Annotated in this window: 11 protein-coding genes, 2 tRNA genes and 1 rRNA gene; 4 read left to right on the top strand and 10 right to left on the bottom strand. The window is 45.5% G+C overall.

Features of this window, described 5'->3' with window-relative positions:
• Positions 1 to 133: 133 nt before the first annotated feature.
• Positions 134 to 616 carry an SRPBCC family protein gene (locus S2091_RS23370; protein WP_105534391.1) on the bottom strand — a complete coding sequence of 161 codons (483 nt, stop codon included), beginning with the start codon at positions 614 to 616 and terminating at the stop codon, positions 134 to 136.
• Positions 617 to 712: 96 nt separating this feature from the next.
• Here S2091_RS23370 and S2091_RS23365 point away from each other — a divergent pair, with 96 nt between their 5' ends.
• Positions 713 to 2,767 (top strand): UvrD-helicase domain-containing protein, encoded by a 2,055-nt coding sequence (locus S2091_RS23365; protein WP_105534390.1) that lies wholly within the window; start codon positions 713 to 715, stop codon positions 2,765 to 2,767.
• Between the two features lie 26 nt (positions 2,768 to 2,793).
• Here S2091_RS23365 and S2091_RS23360 read toward each other — a convergent pair whose 3' ends face one another.
• A complete protein-coding gene (locus S2091_RS23360) occupies positions 2,794 to 5,526 on the bottom strand; it encodes a M16 family metallopeptidase (protein ID WP_105534389.1) in 2,733 nt (910 codons plus the stop codon).
• A gap of 318 nt (positions 5,527 to 5,844) precedes the next feature.
• Between S2091_RS23360 and S2091_RS23355 the strand changes: the two genes are divergently transcribed.
• A complete protein-coding gene (locus tag S2091_RS23355; protein WP_105534388.1) occupies positions 5,845 to 6,417 on the top strand; it encodes a TMEM165/GDT1 family protein in 573 nt (190 codons plus the stop codon).
• 121 nt (positions 6,418 to 6,538) lie between these two features.
• On the opposite strand, the gene S2091_RS23350 is transcribed toward S2091_RS23355, so the two are convergent.
• The 5 genes from S2091_RS23350 to argS all read right to left on the bottom strand — a co-directional run bounded on the left by S2091_RS23350 (position 6,539) and on the right by argS (position 11,330).
• On the bottom strand, positions 6,539 to 7,342 hold the full coding sequence (locus tag S2091_RS23350) for a helical backbone metal receptor (RefSeq protein ID WP_105534387.1): 804 nt from the start codon (positions 7,340 to 7,342) through the stop codon (positions 6,539 to 6,541).
• A 1-nt stretch (position 7,343) separates the two neighbouring features.
• The gene (locus tag S2091_RS23345; RefSeq protein WP_105534386.1) at positions 7,344 to 8,117 is read right to left on the bottom strand and encodes an SDR family oxidoreductase; all 774 of its coding nucleotides are present in this window, start codon (positions 8,115 to 8,117) and stop codon (positions 7,344 to 7,346) included.
• Positions 8,118 to 8,201: 84 nt separating this feature from the next.
• Positions 8,202 to 8,879 carry a thiol:disulfide interchange protein DsbA/DsbL gene (locus S2091_RS23340; RefSeq protein WP_105534392.1) on the bottom strand — a complete coding sequence of 226 codons (678 nt, stop codon included), beginning with the start codon at positions 8,877 to 8,879 and terminating at the stop codon, positions 8,202 to 8,204.
• Between the two features lie 10 nt (positions 8,880 to 8,889).
• On the bottom strand, positions 8,890 to 9,552 hold the full coding sequence (locus tag S2091_RS23335; RefSeq protein ID WP_105534385.1) for an SPOR domain-containing protein: 663 nt from the start codon (positions 9,550 to 9,552) through the stop codon (positions 8,890 to 8,892).
• Between the two features lie 47 nt (positions 9,553 to 9,599).
• Entirely contained in the window at positions 9,600 to 11,330 is a 1,731-nt protein-coding gene (gene argS, locus S2091_RS23330) for an arginine--tRNA ligase (protein WP_105534384.1), read from the bottom strand.
• 113 nt (positions 11,331 to 11,443) lie between these two features.
• Here argS and S2091_RS23325 point away from each other — a divergent pair, with 113 nt between their 5' ends.
• On the top strand, positions 11,444 to 12,340 hold the full coding sequence (locus S2091_RS23325) for a recombination-associated protein RdgC (RefSeq protein ID WP_105534383.1): 897 nt from the start codon (positions 11,444 to 11,446) through the stop codon (positions 12,338 to 12,340).
• Between the two features lie 247 nt (positions 12,341 to 12,587).
• On the top strand, positions 12,588 to 13,172 hold the full coding sequence (locus S2091_RS23320; protein ID WP_165795081.1) for a P-loop nucleotide/nucleoside kinase family protein: 585 nt from the start codon (positions 12,588 to 12,590) through the stop codon (positions 13,170 to 13,172).
• Positions 13,173 to 13,368: 196 nt separating this feature from the next.
• Here the strand turns inward: S2091_RS23320 and S2091_RS23315 are convergent.
• From S2091_RS23315 to rrf, 3 genes are all read right to left on the bottom strand, one after another.
• Positions 13,369 to 13,445, bottom strand: a tRNA-Asp gene (locus S2091_RS23315).
• Between the two features lie 38 nt (positions 13,446 to 13,483).
• Positions 13,484 to 13,559: transfer RNA gene (locus S2091_RS23310), tRNA-Val, on the bottom strand.
• A 206-nt stretch (positions 13,560 to 13,765) separates the two neighbouring features.
• Positions 13,766 to 13,868 (bottom strand): 5S ribosomal RNA (gene rrf / locus S2091_RS23305); the annotation flags it as partial.

Below are 13,868 nucleotides of genomic sequence, written 5' to 3'. Positions count from 1 at the left end.
TACTTTTTACTGGCGTTTTACCGCCCTTTAATTCTCTTTTCTTTTGCTTCTTTTTCCCCGTCTTTCAACGGGAGGCGAACTATAGCAAGGCTTCTTCGGAGTTGCAAGGGCTTTTTGAAATAATTTTAAATATTTAAGTAAGCAGGCTATCTAAGCGCCCGTTGTCATGCATTTCCCGCAAAATTTTGACCGTTTCAATATCAGCTTCTACATAGGCAGAACGCCGATACTCATTATAAGTAGCGTTTTCTATGTCTTCGGCTTTGGTATGTCCATCGTCATAGCTAAAGCGGACAAATAAAGCTTGCGACGCTGGCTCTTCTATTGTCATGCGCATGCTTGATTCAGGTATTTCGCCTTGCTGATGCACTTGATAATGTACGAAGTTTAAAAAATTAAAATGTACATGATCGTTGACTTTTAAATCACCGAACTGCAAGGTGCGCGTCAAACTATCTAAGTCGCGCGATGTAATATTGCATGCATCTAAATAAGAGACGAATAATTTAGGAAATTCAGCGCGTAGCACCAAGCCATTCCATAGCTGCTCTCTTGTCATCATCGGGACAAAAGGGTTATTAAGGTCGTTTATTTCTATGAGATGTTCAAATTTCATGTTGCGGTCTTCAAAGTGTATTTTTCAGTGTAGAACATTTTACCTGCTACGTTACAATGATACGTTTTAGCCTTACCTACCCTTACCTCCCAGTCAATGTCATCTAAACATGGTCTTAACGCGCCTCAGCGCGAAGCAGTAAATTATTTGGATGGCCCCTGTCTGGTACTAGCTGGCGCAGGCTCGGGGAAAACGCGGGTCATTACCCAGAAAATTGCCAATTTAATCGAGTTACATGGCTACGATGCCAAACACATTGCTGCATTAACGTTTACTAATAAGGCGGCAACCGAGATGCAAGAGCGCGTTGCCAAGTTATTACAGCAACCGCGCCAAGCCAAGCAATGCATTATTTCTACCTTCCATTCCCTCGGGGTCAAGATTCTACGCCAAGAAGCGTCTGCACTTGGCTTAAAAGATCGCTTTTCTATTATGGATAGCGATGATTGCTTTGCGATTGTGCAAGATTTGGCGGTTACAACGGATAAACAGCTAATCCGCCGAATTCAAACGTCCATGTCACTCTGGAAAAATGCCTTGATAGCACCAGACACGGCAATTTCGCAGGCGCAGGATGAGGATGAAGCTCAAGCAGCACGCATCTATCGAAGTTATGTGGCAACTTTATCCGCTTACCAGGCAGTAGATTTTGATGATTTGATACGCTTGCCCGTCGAATTATTCAGACATAACGAAGCAGTGCGCGACAAATGGCAACGACGTTTGCGCTATTTATTAGTGGATGAATACCAAGACACCAATACCTGCCAATATGAATTAGTGAAACTATTAGTCACTGGTATCGGTAAAAAGCCATTGTTTACAGCAGTGGGGGATGATGATCAGGCTATTTATGCCTGGCGCGGCGCAACTATAGAAAATTTAACTACACTGCAAGTTGATTTTCCTGACCTGAAAATCATCAAACTTGAACAAAACTACCGCTCCACCACGCGCATATTGCAAGCCGCGAATGCGGTCATCGCGAATAACCCAAAATTATTTGAAAAAGCACTATGGTCCGAACATGGTTTGGGCGACCCAATTAAAGTCGTGGCAATGCAGGACGATGAACAAGAAGCGGAGCAAATCGCCATTCTGTTGTCTTCGCACCGCTTTGACAGGCAAGCACAGTTTTCTGATTATGCGATTCTGTATCGCGGCAATCATCAGGCGCGCATTATTGAATTGGCACTGCGCAAAGAACGCATTCCCTACACCATTTCTGGCGGGCAAAGCTATTTTGATAAGGCAGAAATCAAAGACATTATCAGTTACCTACGTTTAGTCGCAAACCAAGATGATGATCCGGCCTTCATCCGCGCCATCACTACGCCCAAGCGCGGTGTCGGGCAAGCCACGCTAGAAGTACTCGGCGAATTTGCCGGGCAGTGGCAATGTTCTTTATTCGATGCGGTATTTAAAGGCGGGCTCGAAGCGAAATTACCTGATCGACAATTACGTCCCTTGCGCGAATTCTGCATCTTCATTCAACAACTGGAAACCCGCGCCGCAAAAACCAATGTGGCCAATGATAGTGCAGCCAATGTGCTCACTGACATGATGAAAGAAATTGATTACGAAGCGTATTTATATGACGCTTTCGATGACAGGCAGGCACAAAATAAATGGCAAAACACCTGCGATTTTGTGGACTGGCTAAAAGAAAAAGGCAGTGGCGGTAAAGAAGGCACAGATCCTGAAAAAAGTTTGCTTGATTTAACCCAAATGGTCGCATTAATGACCATGCTGGAAGGTCGCGATGAAGCGCCTGACGCGGTGCGCATGTCAACTTTACACGCATCTAAAGGCCTTGAATTTCCGCATGTTTTTTTGATCGGTGTTGAAGAAGGAATTTTGCCGCACAAGGGGGACCCTGATGCGCCGTTTGAAACCTTGGGTGCACGGATTGAAGAAGAGCGACGTTTGATGTACGTAGGCATAACCCGTGCACAACGTAGTTTACATATTACCTGGTGCAAAAAACGCCGGCGCGCGCGCGAAAACCTGCATTGTGAAATGTCGCGCTTCATCAAAGAAATGAAGCTCGACGAAGGTGATGGCCGACCAACCGAAGCCGAGATTATTACGCCACAAAACCGCTTAGCCAATCTCAAAGCGCTGCTTAGTAAAGGCAGAGAACCGGTTTAAGCCTCCCCACCTCTAAAAACAATCCGCTATTTCGCAGCTTTATCGCTACTCATTTTTGACTCATCACCAGCAATAACTACCGTCAACTTGCTTGGATCTATCATTTTTTTGAAGGCCGCATTCACTTGTTCAGCAGTTAAGACATTCACTTTATCTTCAAAAGCCTGCGTCCATGCAAAGCTACGCTGCAAGTACTGATAACTATTCCAATCCTCCACCAAACTGGCATCTTGTGAACGTGATTGCACGGCTTGTTGTTTTAAACCGGATTTAGCGCGCGCTACTTCCTCCGCACTAAATCCGTCTTTCAACACGCGATTTAATTCTTCTTGCATCGCCACCGCAACCTTAGCCAGATTCTGTGGTGCGGCGATGGCATGTAACTGAAAACTAGACGCGTTATCCAATGAGCCAACCCGTAAGCTAGAGCCGCCGCCATACGATAAACCATCTTTTTGACGAATCCGTTCCATGACTCTGGAATTCAATTCAGCGCCGCCACCGAATAAATAGTTAGCAACCAGCAGCGCCGGATATTGTTCATCTTGATCATTCAAATTTAAATTCATCTTGGCCAAATACAGACCATTTTCTTTATCCGGCGTATTAATATTAATTTTAAGCGGCGCAATCTCTGTATATGCATCATCAATCCGCTTGTAAGTAGCCAGGCTAGTCCAGTTGCCAAATGCTTGTTCGATTACTTTACTGGTTGCTGCCACATCGATATCGCCAACCAATGACAGCTCACCTTTAGATGCACCATAAAAATTTTTATGGAAAACTTTTAACTCATCCAATGTAATCGCATTAACGCGTTCAATAGCCTCAGCTATCGTGACACTGGAACGCCAATCGCCTTTAGGGTAATGATTAAAATGTTGATCCAGCGCTTGTTTTGCCAACGCATTGGGTTCACTACGCTGCCCTTCCAAGCTAGATAGAATCTGCTTCTTTAATTGTTCAAATTCATTTTCAGGAAAACTCGGTTCTTTTAATACTTGCGCCACCAACGCTAATGCGGCGGCTAAATTTTCTCGCGTGGTATCGAAGTGATATATGTCACCAGTGATTTTGAGCTTGGAAAATTCATCATTTAATTGTTCGCGACTGTATTTACTATTTCCGCGCGTAAGCATGGCATTAGTTAAGCTAGAAATCATCTTTTTCTCAAACAGCGATTTTTCATCACCCCAATGCAAAGCCAACGCAACCGATACTGTTTCACCTTTGTTTTTCTTGGTCAGCATCGCTACATTTAAACCGCCGATATTACTATGAACGGTGCGTTTATCGATGTTGGCCGGAGATGGATCAAAGACTTCGGCGGTTTGTAAATCTAGCTTAGGTTTAAAACCCTGCATCACTTCTTGAATGCTCGGCGCGGCTGGAATTTCAGCGCGTTGCGGCTGATCTTCAGGAATAAACATGCCCACAATCCGGTTGTCGCGTTTGAAATAACGCGCTGCAGCTGCCGCGACTTGTTCGGAAGTCACTTGCTCGACCTGATCACGATTCTGAAAAAAATAACGCCAATCGCCCAATGCCAATACCTCCGATAATTCCAGGCCGATTGTTTCTGGATCAGTCAGTGTTTTCTCTGCCTGATTTCGGTAATTGCGCTTCATCCGCTCCATTTCTTCTGGTGTTGGCGGCGTGCTGGCAAAGCTTTCAATCGCGGCCACCAACGCATCGCGCACCGGTTCGATAGCATCGTCTTTTTTCACCACAGCACCGATCACCTGTAGACCGGGCGCGTAGCTGCCAATGCTGGTACTAAATACGTCAACCGCTTTCCCGGTTTCCACCAGGGCTTTATGCAGTCGTCCGCTTGGGTTGTCTGACAGGATGTCTCCTGCAAAGGAAAGTGCATCGTTATCAGGATGCAGCGCCGCTGGAATTTTGTAGGCGACCATCACAATCTGGGTATCGCCCTTGCGACGCACCACAAAATTACGTTCGCCATCCTGAGTTGGCTCCACCGTCCAAAAAACCGGCAAACTGCGTTTTGGTTTGGGGATAGCACCAAATTCGCTGGAGATCCAAGTTAATGTTTTATTGACGTCAAACTTACCAGCGACCAGTAGCACCGCGTTATCTGGCTGGTAATACAGGTGATAAAACGCCTGTAGGTTTTCAATTTTGACGTTTTCAATATCGCTGCGATTACCGATCGTGGAGTTGCCATAATTGTGCCAATCAAAGGCAATGCTTTGCAGCCGTTTGATGAGAACGTTAATCGGTGAATTTTCACCCATTTCAAATTCATTGCGCACAACCGTCATTTCACTATCGAGATCTTTTTTAGCGATGTTGGAATGGATCATACGATCGGCTTCCATTTTAATCGCCCAATGCAAATTGTCGTCGCTGGCTTCAAACTGTTCAAAATAATTGGTGCGATCAAGCGAAGTGCTGGCATTGGAATGCATGCCGCGTTGATTAAAATCGATATCAATTTTAGGAATTTTTGGCGTGCCCTTAAACATCATGTGCTCGAGCAAATGCGCCATACCGGTTTCGCCGTAATTTTCTTGGCGCGAGCCGACTAGATAAGTGATATTTACCGTGACCGTTGGCTTGGATGCATCTGGCATCAGCAACACTTTTAGCCCGTTGGCCAAACGGTATTCGGTAATACCTTCTACGCTGGCGTGTTGCGTAATATCTTTAGGCAATGCGCCTGCCCAGGCACTTGGCTGCAACAATGAAAAACACATTAGTACAACAAAACCTACCCGCTTGATTTGAACTGGCATAAGAACTTCCTTAGATTGAATTTGGACCTAGTGTGGATGCGCAAGCATTCGCTTAATAGATTAACTTGTCAAGAATGATGCATTAAAAATATCAAATTTTATATTAGGGGTTAAATAATATTAATTAAAAGTATTTTTTATCGATAGTCATTGGATGCGTTATTTTTACAAAAACTAGATGAGTATCTGTTTTGCAGCCTAAAACGATCAAATTCAAACCTATTATATTATCGACATCATGTCTGCGCTATAATCCCCACCCTGCACTGTTGAGTGCAACTGATCATCATCCCACTATCTACTAATCAAAATCATCCCATGGAAGCATTCCTCGTCTCAGTCGTTGCCATCACCATTGGTGAAATTGGCGATAAAACGCAGTTGTTAGCATTACTGCTCGCCGCCCGTTTTAAACGCCCGCTGCCGATTGTGCTGGGGATTTTTGTCGCAACGATCAGCAACCATATATTAGCGGCGTTACTGGGGCACTGGGTTGCGACCCATTTATCGGCCGATTTTTTGCGCTGGGCGCTCGGCGTGTCCTTTTTAGCGATTGCGGCTTGGACGCTCAAGCCAGATAAAATGGAAGAAAGCAAAATTGATTACGGTAAATACGGCGTATTCACGATTACCGTCATCACCTTCTTTTTAGCTGAAATCGGCGACAAAACGCAAATCGCCACCATGGCATTAGCCGCTAAATACGATGATATTTATATGGTGCTGGCCGGCAGCACGCTCGGCATTATGATTGCCGACGTACCGGCGGTATTTTTAGGGAAAGTCGCCTCGCCTAATTTTCCATTTAAATGGATACGCTGGGGAGCTGCGGCAATTTTTGCGGTACTGGGTGCGGCAGTGCTGCTGGGTTTTGGCGGAGGCTTAATTTAAGCCTGTGGATAACATCGGTATAAGTTGTGCATTACGCGGGATAAGCTCAGCGTAAAATCTATTCAATATCACAATATTCACATTTCCATGCTGCCATATCCTAAAAGGAAGATATCGGAATTTATCGCGCACCAGCAACCAACTCTCGCAGGTAATTAATTCCGGCAATTGAGCGACTTCCGTACCAGGAAATCATTTCTCCATCCAACAGCAAGACTGGTTTTCCGCATTGCTGTTCCAGAGCATCCACATGTTGCTCGGTAAACCGATACGGCTCACTGGATAGCAACACCAAGTCAATGTCATTGACCAGTTGCTCAGACCAGGTAAACACCGGATAACGCGCCGTTCCGGTTGGAATTATCTGCCAACCGATATGCGACAACATATTAGCGATATAGGTGTTGCTGGAAACCGTCATCCATGGATCTTTCCAAATACAGTACAACACGCGCTGCGAAATTAATGGCACTGGCAAACTGAGCTGCAATGCGCTTAGCGCGTCAGTAAATTGCTGTGATAATTGCTGCGCGCGTTCCGTGACATTAAAAATACCGCCTAACAAATTAAACAACGGCAAATTATCTTCCAGTGTTTGCGGATGAGTAACGATCACGTGCGGAATAAATTGGGCTAACTGCTCTACGCAGGGCTTTTCGTTTTCATCGATATTCACGATTAAATGGGTGGGTGCCAAGGCGCGAATTTTTTCAATATTCACATCTTTGGTACCACCGATTTTAGGAATATTCTGAACGACTTCATGTGGATGTATACAAAATCCAGTACGTCCAACCAGATGAGGCGCCAATCCCAAATCGCACAATAATTCGGTAATTGACGGTACCAAACTAACGATGCGCGGCGCACTGTCGTTGACATTAATGGATGAATGCCACGCGCCGATTGCGTCTTGCCATTGCATATTAATGCTCCCTAGTTTTTTGCGGTGCATTCGCAAACACCGCATCATAAATCCAGTTGGGCAGCAATCTTAACAATTTGGCGACCCAGCCCATTTGCCACGGAATAATTCGGTACGAATCGCCACGCTGAATCGCAGCGCAAGTTTTTAGCGCGAATTTTTCAACCGGCATTAAAAATGGCATTGCATAGCTATTTACCTGCGTCATCGGCGTATCAATATAGCCAGGGCAAATCGTCACAACTTTAATTTTACTGGCACGCAATTCCACCCGCAGCGATTCACAATAACTAATGACGGCCGCCTTGGATGCACTATACGCTTCAGCACCAGGCAAACCGCGAATACCGGCAACACTGCCAATGCCAACCAGGCGGCAAGTTTGCTGCGCGGCGCGGGTTTTCATGTCCTGAATAAATGGCGCAAACGTCGCAACGGTGGCCAACAGATTAGTCGCAACTACTTGTTCAAAAACCGGTAAATCTTCTGTGTATTCAGTTAATGTCCCGCGTGAAATTCCAGCGTTAGCGATAACGATATTCGCACCGCCCGTCGCCTGATTAAATTCAGCAGCGGCGGCCGCCAAAGCGGCATGATTAGTCACGTCCAATGCATAGACATGATGGCGTTCTGGATGCGGTAAACTTTGCCGCAATTCTTCCAGAATTTCTAAACGGCGCGCCACCAAACCTAGGCACGCGCCTTGTTGCGCGTATTGCCGGGCTAATGCAGCACCAATGCCGCTCGACGCTCCGGTAATAAAAACATTTTGCATAACTGTTCCAAGATTTAAATAAAGATTAAGAGCGCACAAATAAAAAATCCGTCTCGCAAGACGGATTTTTTATTTTGAAACTAATTATTTTTTGAAGCCACGTTCTTTTTGCACTTTAAGTACTAAAGCATCCAGGACTGGCAACATATTTTGCGAGCCTTCTACTTCGGTTGTACCTGGCATTGCTTGCTGTAATTGGCTCGGCGCAGTCATGTAACGTCCATCGACAAATACGGCTGGCACAAATTCAATTTTATACGACGCTTGCATTGCTGCAGCACGACGTATTTTTGATTCAATGGTGAAGGATTTAGACGTTTCAAGATACTTCATTTTATCCACGCCATTTTTCACCACAAAATTCAGCATGTCTTGATCCGTACGTAAAAATTGGCGCTCTTTATGAATCGCCTGGAAAATACGCGCATGTAATTCGTCTAACTTGCCCAACGCTTCCAATGTGTAATACATGCGTTGCAATGGTTGTTGGCCTTGACCAAAATCAACGTGCACACGTTTGAAAGAAATCGCATTCCCTTGTTTTTTGACCCACTCAGTAATGTAAGGATCCAAGGTATTGCAATGTGGGCAGCTGTAGTAAAAAAATTCAGTTACTTCAACTTTGCCAACGGCATCGGTCTGCTGTGGCTGCGTCAAAACGATATATTCTTTACCGCTTTCAGGATTAGTTGGGCTTGCTAGCACAGAGACACTAATGCAGCCAAATAAAATTGCAGCGACAGTTTTTTTAATTAAATGCATTTTTAAACCTTTATTTAGGAGTTTTGATGACAGCAACGTCAATACTATTTTCAGACAATTTACTACGCATACGGTTCATTGTATCGAGCTGATCAAAGGGACCGATGCGTACCCGGTATAAATTATCGCCTTCGGCAGTTTTTTCACTCACATGCGATTCAACGCCAATTAAAGCTAGTTTCGCGCGGGCACTTTCCGCGTCAGATGCATCACGGAACGCTCCAACCTGTAAGTAGTATGCAGATTTTTCATCCGCTGAATTTTTCGCCACCGTGCTATCTATCGGCTTAGTCACTTTTGCATCAACGGTAGTTTTAGGGTCTGCCTTAGTGTCAATTTTAGCGTCAGGTTTAGTATCCAGTTTCACTACATCCGGTGGGCGAACTGCCTCCGGCGGCGTAGCAACAGTCGCTACCGAATTTTCCGCTGGCTTATTCGCCAAGGCCGCTTTGGCTGCGTTGCCATACAGCGGTTTATTCGGGTCAGTTAATTGCACCGTTGGCGCATCAGCGCTTTTATTCATGCCTAATTTATTAGTAAATGGCGTTGATGTTTTAGTGATCATTAATGCCACCACCACTGCAATCGCCAAACCAACCACCAAACCAATAATCAAGCCGAGTAAGGTGCCGCCATGTTGCTTAGTCATCGAACTTTTCACAATACTTTTCATATCTCTCCTGATTCACCGCTATCGTTAATGAATGTTCGGTAAGTTAATTACATTTTAACGGGTGCTGTTACGCCGATTAATCTCAAACCGTTTTGCAATACCTGCTTAGTCGCTAGTAATAAAGCCACCCGCGCCATTTTCAACGCGGTATCTTCCACCAAAACACGTTCAGCATTGTAATAGCTATGCATTTCGCCCGCTAGCTCACGCAGATAAAAAGCAACTTGATGCGGGCCTAATTCATCTAAAGCACGCTCCAGGCTTTCTGGATATTCGGCCAATTTTGCCAACAAGCTCGCTTCGCGTGGTGCAGTGAGTGGTGCTAAATCGATGGTTTGGGAATCAGCCAGCACTGCCGAAACTAATTCTTCGCCCACTTTTTCCAATACCGAGCAAATCCGTGCATGCGCATATTGAACGTAATACACCGGATTTTCATCCGAGCGCGCCAACGCCACATCCACGTCAAACACAAACTCGGTATCTGCCTTGCGTGAAATCAAGAAGAAACGCACCGCGTCACGACCAATTTGAATATCGCCATTTCCTGACCATTCAATCAAGTCCCGTAAGGTGACATACGAACCGGCGCGTTTAGACAATTTAACTTCCGCGCCATCCTTCATAACGGTGACCATTTTATGCAGCACGTAATCGGGATAACCGACTGGAATATCCATTGCCACCGCTTGCAATCCGCCGCGCACGCGCGCAATGGTACCGTGGTGATCACTGCCTTGAATATTCACGGCTTTTTTAAAGCCACGCTGCCATTTGGTAATGTGATACGCCACATCAGGTACAAAATAAGTGTAGGTACCGTCCGATTTTTTCATGACGCGATCTTTGTCGTCGCCATAATCGGTACTACGCAACCACAATGCGCCATCTTGTTCGTAAGTTTTACCCGAGTTTTGCAAGGCGCTTACTGCTGCGGCCACTTTACCGTCGGTATATAAAGAAGATTCAAGAAAGTAGTGATCGAACTTAACGCCAAACGCCTGCAAATCCATTTCTTGCTCACGACGTAAATAGCAAACGCTGAAATGGCGGATTGAGTCGATATCATTTACATCGCCGCTTGCCGTGGCGCTAATCACGGTCGCAGCGCCATCACTACCGGTAATGGTTTTTTTAGCCAGGAAATCAGCAGCAATTTCAGCAATATAATCACCGTTATAAGCAGATTCAGGCCATCCTGCTTGCCCTGGCTGAAAAGCGCGTGCACGCGCTTGCACTGACAGTGCCAAATTCTCAATCTGTACACCGGCATCGTTGTAATAATATTCGCGGGTAACCGCAAAACCTTGTGCCGTCATTAAGGCAGAAATTGAATCACCTAATGCCGCTTGTCGGCCATGCCCAACATGCAACGGACCAGTTGGATTTGCTGATACAAATTCGACCACAACTGGGGCATTTGCACCGCGGGTGCTTTTGCCAAAATTTTCAGCTTGTTGCAAGATTTGTTTAATAACAGCCTGTTTGGCAGAATCTTTGACGCGGATATTAATAAATCCCGGTCCGGCAATTTCAGCACTCGCCAACACATCATCCGGTTGCGCCATCAGGTTGGCGACGATCGCCTGCGCTAATTCGCGTGGATTTTTTTTAAGCGGTTTGGCAATTTGCATCGCAATATTACAGGCAATATCGCCATGCGCCACATCGCGCGGACGCTCTAGAGTGGGCGTTGGCGTTAAGTCACTGCCCACTAAAAGTGGTGCAATTGCTGTATTTATAAGAGTAATGAGGTGTTGTTTTTGTTGAGCGAGCATGCTGAGTCCAATACAAAAGTAGCTAGCATTATACTGTGTAGTACCGTGTTTGATAGCAACGGATATTTAAGCCCGTGCCGTGTAGAATAGAGGATTTTTTAATTGGCTTAATTATGTGGTTCAAGAACCTACAAATCTATCGTTTACCTGCTCCATGGAAATTCGACATTGAACAATTAACCGCACAACTGGCCACTCAAGCATTTCAGCCATGCAGCAATTCAGAAATGCAAAGCCAAGGCTGGATTGCGCCGCGTCAAAACGGTGACTTGGTGCATAGCGTTAATCGTCAATTATTGTTGCAACTATCAACCGAACGCAAATTATTACCAAATAGCGTCATCAACCAGGTGACTAAAGCTCGCGCTTTAGAAGTGGAAGAGCAGCAAGGCTTTAAACCGGGTCGCAAGTTATTAAAAGAACTTAAAGAACAAGTTACCGAAGAATTAATGCCGCGTGCTTTCAGCATTCAACGTGCGACCGCGGTCTGGATTGACCCAGTCAATGGCTGGTTGGTGATTGACGCATCTAGCCCATCACGCTCTGACGAAGTATTGAAACTGCTACTGAAGTGTATCGATCAATTGCCGCTTGAAAGCTTGCGCGTCAATTTATCGCCATTGGGAGCAATGACCGATTGGCTGGCTGGCAATGAAGCCCCAGCTGGCTTCACAATTGATCAAGATACTGAACTGCGTTCCAGCGCTGAATCCAAAGCGACCGTACGCTATGTGCGACATACATTGGATCCAAAAGAAATCGCCAGCCATATTGCTGGCGGTAAGCAATGTACCAAGCTGGCGCTCACTTGGGCTGACAAGGTTTCATTTGTATTGACTGAAAATTTAGCGATTAAACGTGTTCAGGCTTTAGATGTGTTGACTGAAAAATCAGATTCGCATCATGAAGACGAAAAACTCGACGGTGACTTTGCTTTAATGTGTGGCGAGTTAAATCAACTGTTTGGTGATTTGGTTTTAGCGTTGGGTGGAGAAACCAAGCCGGAGTAATGGAATTGCTGAAGCCTGAACTACAGGCTTTATTATTAAATTCCAGCCTTCAAATCGGATCACAGTCAGCTTGACAGCATAGTCAGCTCCAAATTAAAATTTAAATAAGGTCGTCGCACTATGTGGCAGCCTTATGAAAAGCCCTCAGCTAACCCAGACGAGGGCTTTTCTGTTTCTATAACTGCCGTGCATTAAAAGCTCTCACTGCTTGCAGAGGGAGCTTTTTTATTTTTGGAGAAACATGTCAATGAATAAGCCAACTAATCATCCGCACATTTCCATTCCCGCTACTTCAACAATCAACAAGGAACAAAATACCTCACCCCGCCCGCCCCGGATTCATCTCGTCATAGGCCCGGTAGGCGCAGGGAAATCAACATTCGCGCTGCAACTTGGGCAGGACAATAATGCGATACGTTTAAACCTTGATGACTGGATGGCCGAACTGTTCCGTCCGGATCGACCAGATATAAATGTGATGGAGTGGTATATCGCACGCACCAAACGCTGTATTGAGCAGATATGGAAGATCACGCTTAATCTAATCGGCACTGGGGCAGATGTGGTACTTGAAATTGGCCTCATTCAACAACGTGACCGTGAAGCATTGTATGCACGTATTGATGAACATGGGATTGATCTTGCCATCTACGTTTTAGATGCACCCAGAGATATACGGCGCAAGCGTGTTTGTCAGCGGAATGCCGAAAAAGGCGAAACATTTTCTATGGAGGTGCCGATGCAGATTTTTGAACTCGCCAGCGATATGTGGGAGCCACCGACAGAAGCGGAGCGCTCCAGCCGTAGTATGTATTTTCTAGTTACCGAATAAGGTTGCCGCTTCTATTCTGAAATAAAAAATGCCCGCGTCTGCAGGCATTTTTTATTGGGGCTAAATGAATAGGTGTTTCCTAGATCTTGCTGACTACCAATTCGCGTATCACTTCAAGTTTCACCGAAAGCCACCATAGGCAATTTTATTCACTCGGAAATGAAAAATGCCCGCTTGCGCGGGCATTTTTGTTATTTGGCGGAGTGGACGGGACTCGAACCCGCGACCCCCGGCGTGACAGGCCGGTATTCTAACCAACTGAACTACCACTCCAGCACGTTGATCTGTACTGCATTACTTCTTAGTTTATCTGGTGGGTGCTGAGAGGCTCGAACTCCCGACCTACGCCTTGTAAGGGCGCCGCTCTACCAACTGAGCTAAGCACCCATTTCTTTGCTTAGTCAGACAAACTAATAACGCATGTCACTGCGTTAGGGACATCATCATACTACAAGTTCATGCTATCAACTACTACTATTAAGATAAACTCGTAATACTCTTTAAAACACTATCTTGAGAGCACGCTAAAAACAACAGCTCTCACTTTAAGAAAAAACCCCCACTAAACATAGCGGGGGTTTTTAGGAAGAACAGCCTGACGATAACCTACTTTCACACTGGTTGCAGCACTATCATTGGCGCAGAGTCGTTTCACGGTCCTGTTCGGGATGGGAAGGGGTGGGACCGACTCGCTAT

The sequence above is a fragment of the Solimicrobium silvestre genome, from assembly GCF_002976435.1.
Classification (GTDB): Bacteria; Pseudomonadota; Gammaproteobacteria; order Burkholderiales; family Burkholderiaceae_D; genus Solimicrobium; species Solimicrobium silvestre.
Note: the sequence above shows the minus strand (reverse complement) of the source record. Positions and strands in the feature narration are given on the sequence as shown.

Coding starts and splice junctions, on each gene's coding strand:
- S2091_RS23370 (WP_105534391.1), bottom strand. CDS start 616: ATGAAATTTGAACATCTCATAGAAATAAACGACCTTAATAACCCTTTT.
- S2091_RS23365 (WP_105534390.1), top strand. CDS start 713: ATGTCATCTAAACATGGTCTTAACGCGCCTCAGCGCGAAGCAGTAAAT.
- S2091_RS23360 (WP_105534389.1), bottom strand. CDS start 5,526: ATGCCAGTTCAAATCAAGCGGGTAGGTTTTGTTGTACTAATGTGTTTT.
- S2091_RS23355 (WP_105534388.1), top strand. CDS start 5,845: ATGGAAGCATTCCTCGTCTCAGTCGTTGCCATCACCATTGGTGAAATT.
- S2091_RS23350 (WP_105534387.1), bottom strand. CDS start 7,342: ATGCAATGGCAAGACGCAATCGGCGCGTGGCATTCATCCATTAATGTC.
- S2091_RS23345 (WP_105534386.1), bottom strand. CDS start 8,117: ATGCAAAATGTTTTTATTACCGGAGCGTCGAGCGGCATTGGTGCTGCA.
- S2091_RS23340 (WP_105534392.1), bottom strand. CDS start 8,879: ATGCATTTAATTAAAAAAACTGTCGCTGCAATTTTATTTGGCTGCATT.
- S2091_RS23335 (WP_105534385.1), bottom strand. CDS start 9,552: ATGAAAAGTATTGTGAAAAGTTCGATGACTAAGCAACATGGCGGCACC.
- argS (WP_105534384.1), bottom strand. CDS start 11,330: ATGCTCGCTCAACAAAAACAACACCTCATTACTCTTATAAATACAGCA.
- S2091_RS23325 (WP_105534383.1), top strand. CDS start 11,444: ATGTGGTTCAAGAACCTACAAATCTATCGTTTACCTGCTCCATGGAAA.
- S2091_RS23320 (WP_165795081.1), top strand. CDS start 12,588: ATGAATAAGCCAACTAATCATCCGCACATTTCCATTCCCGCTACTTCA.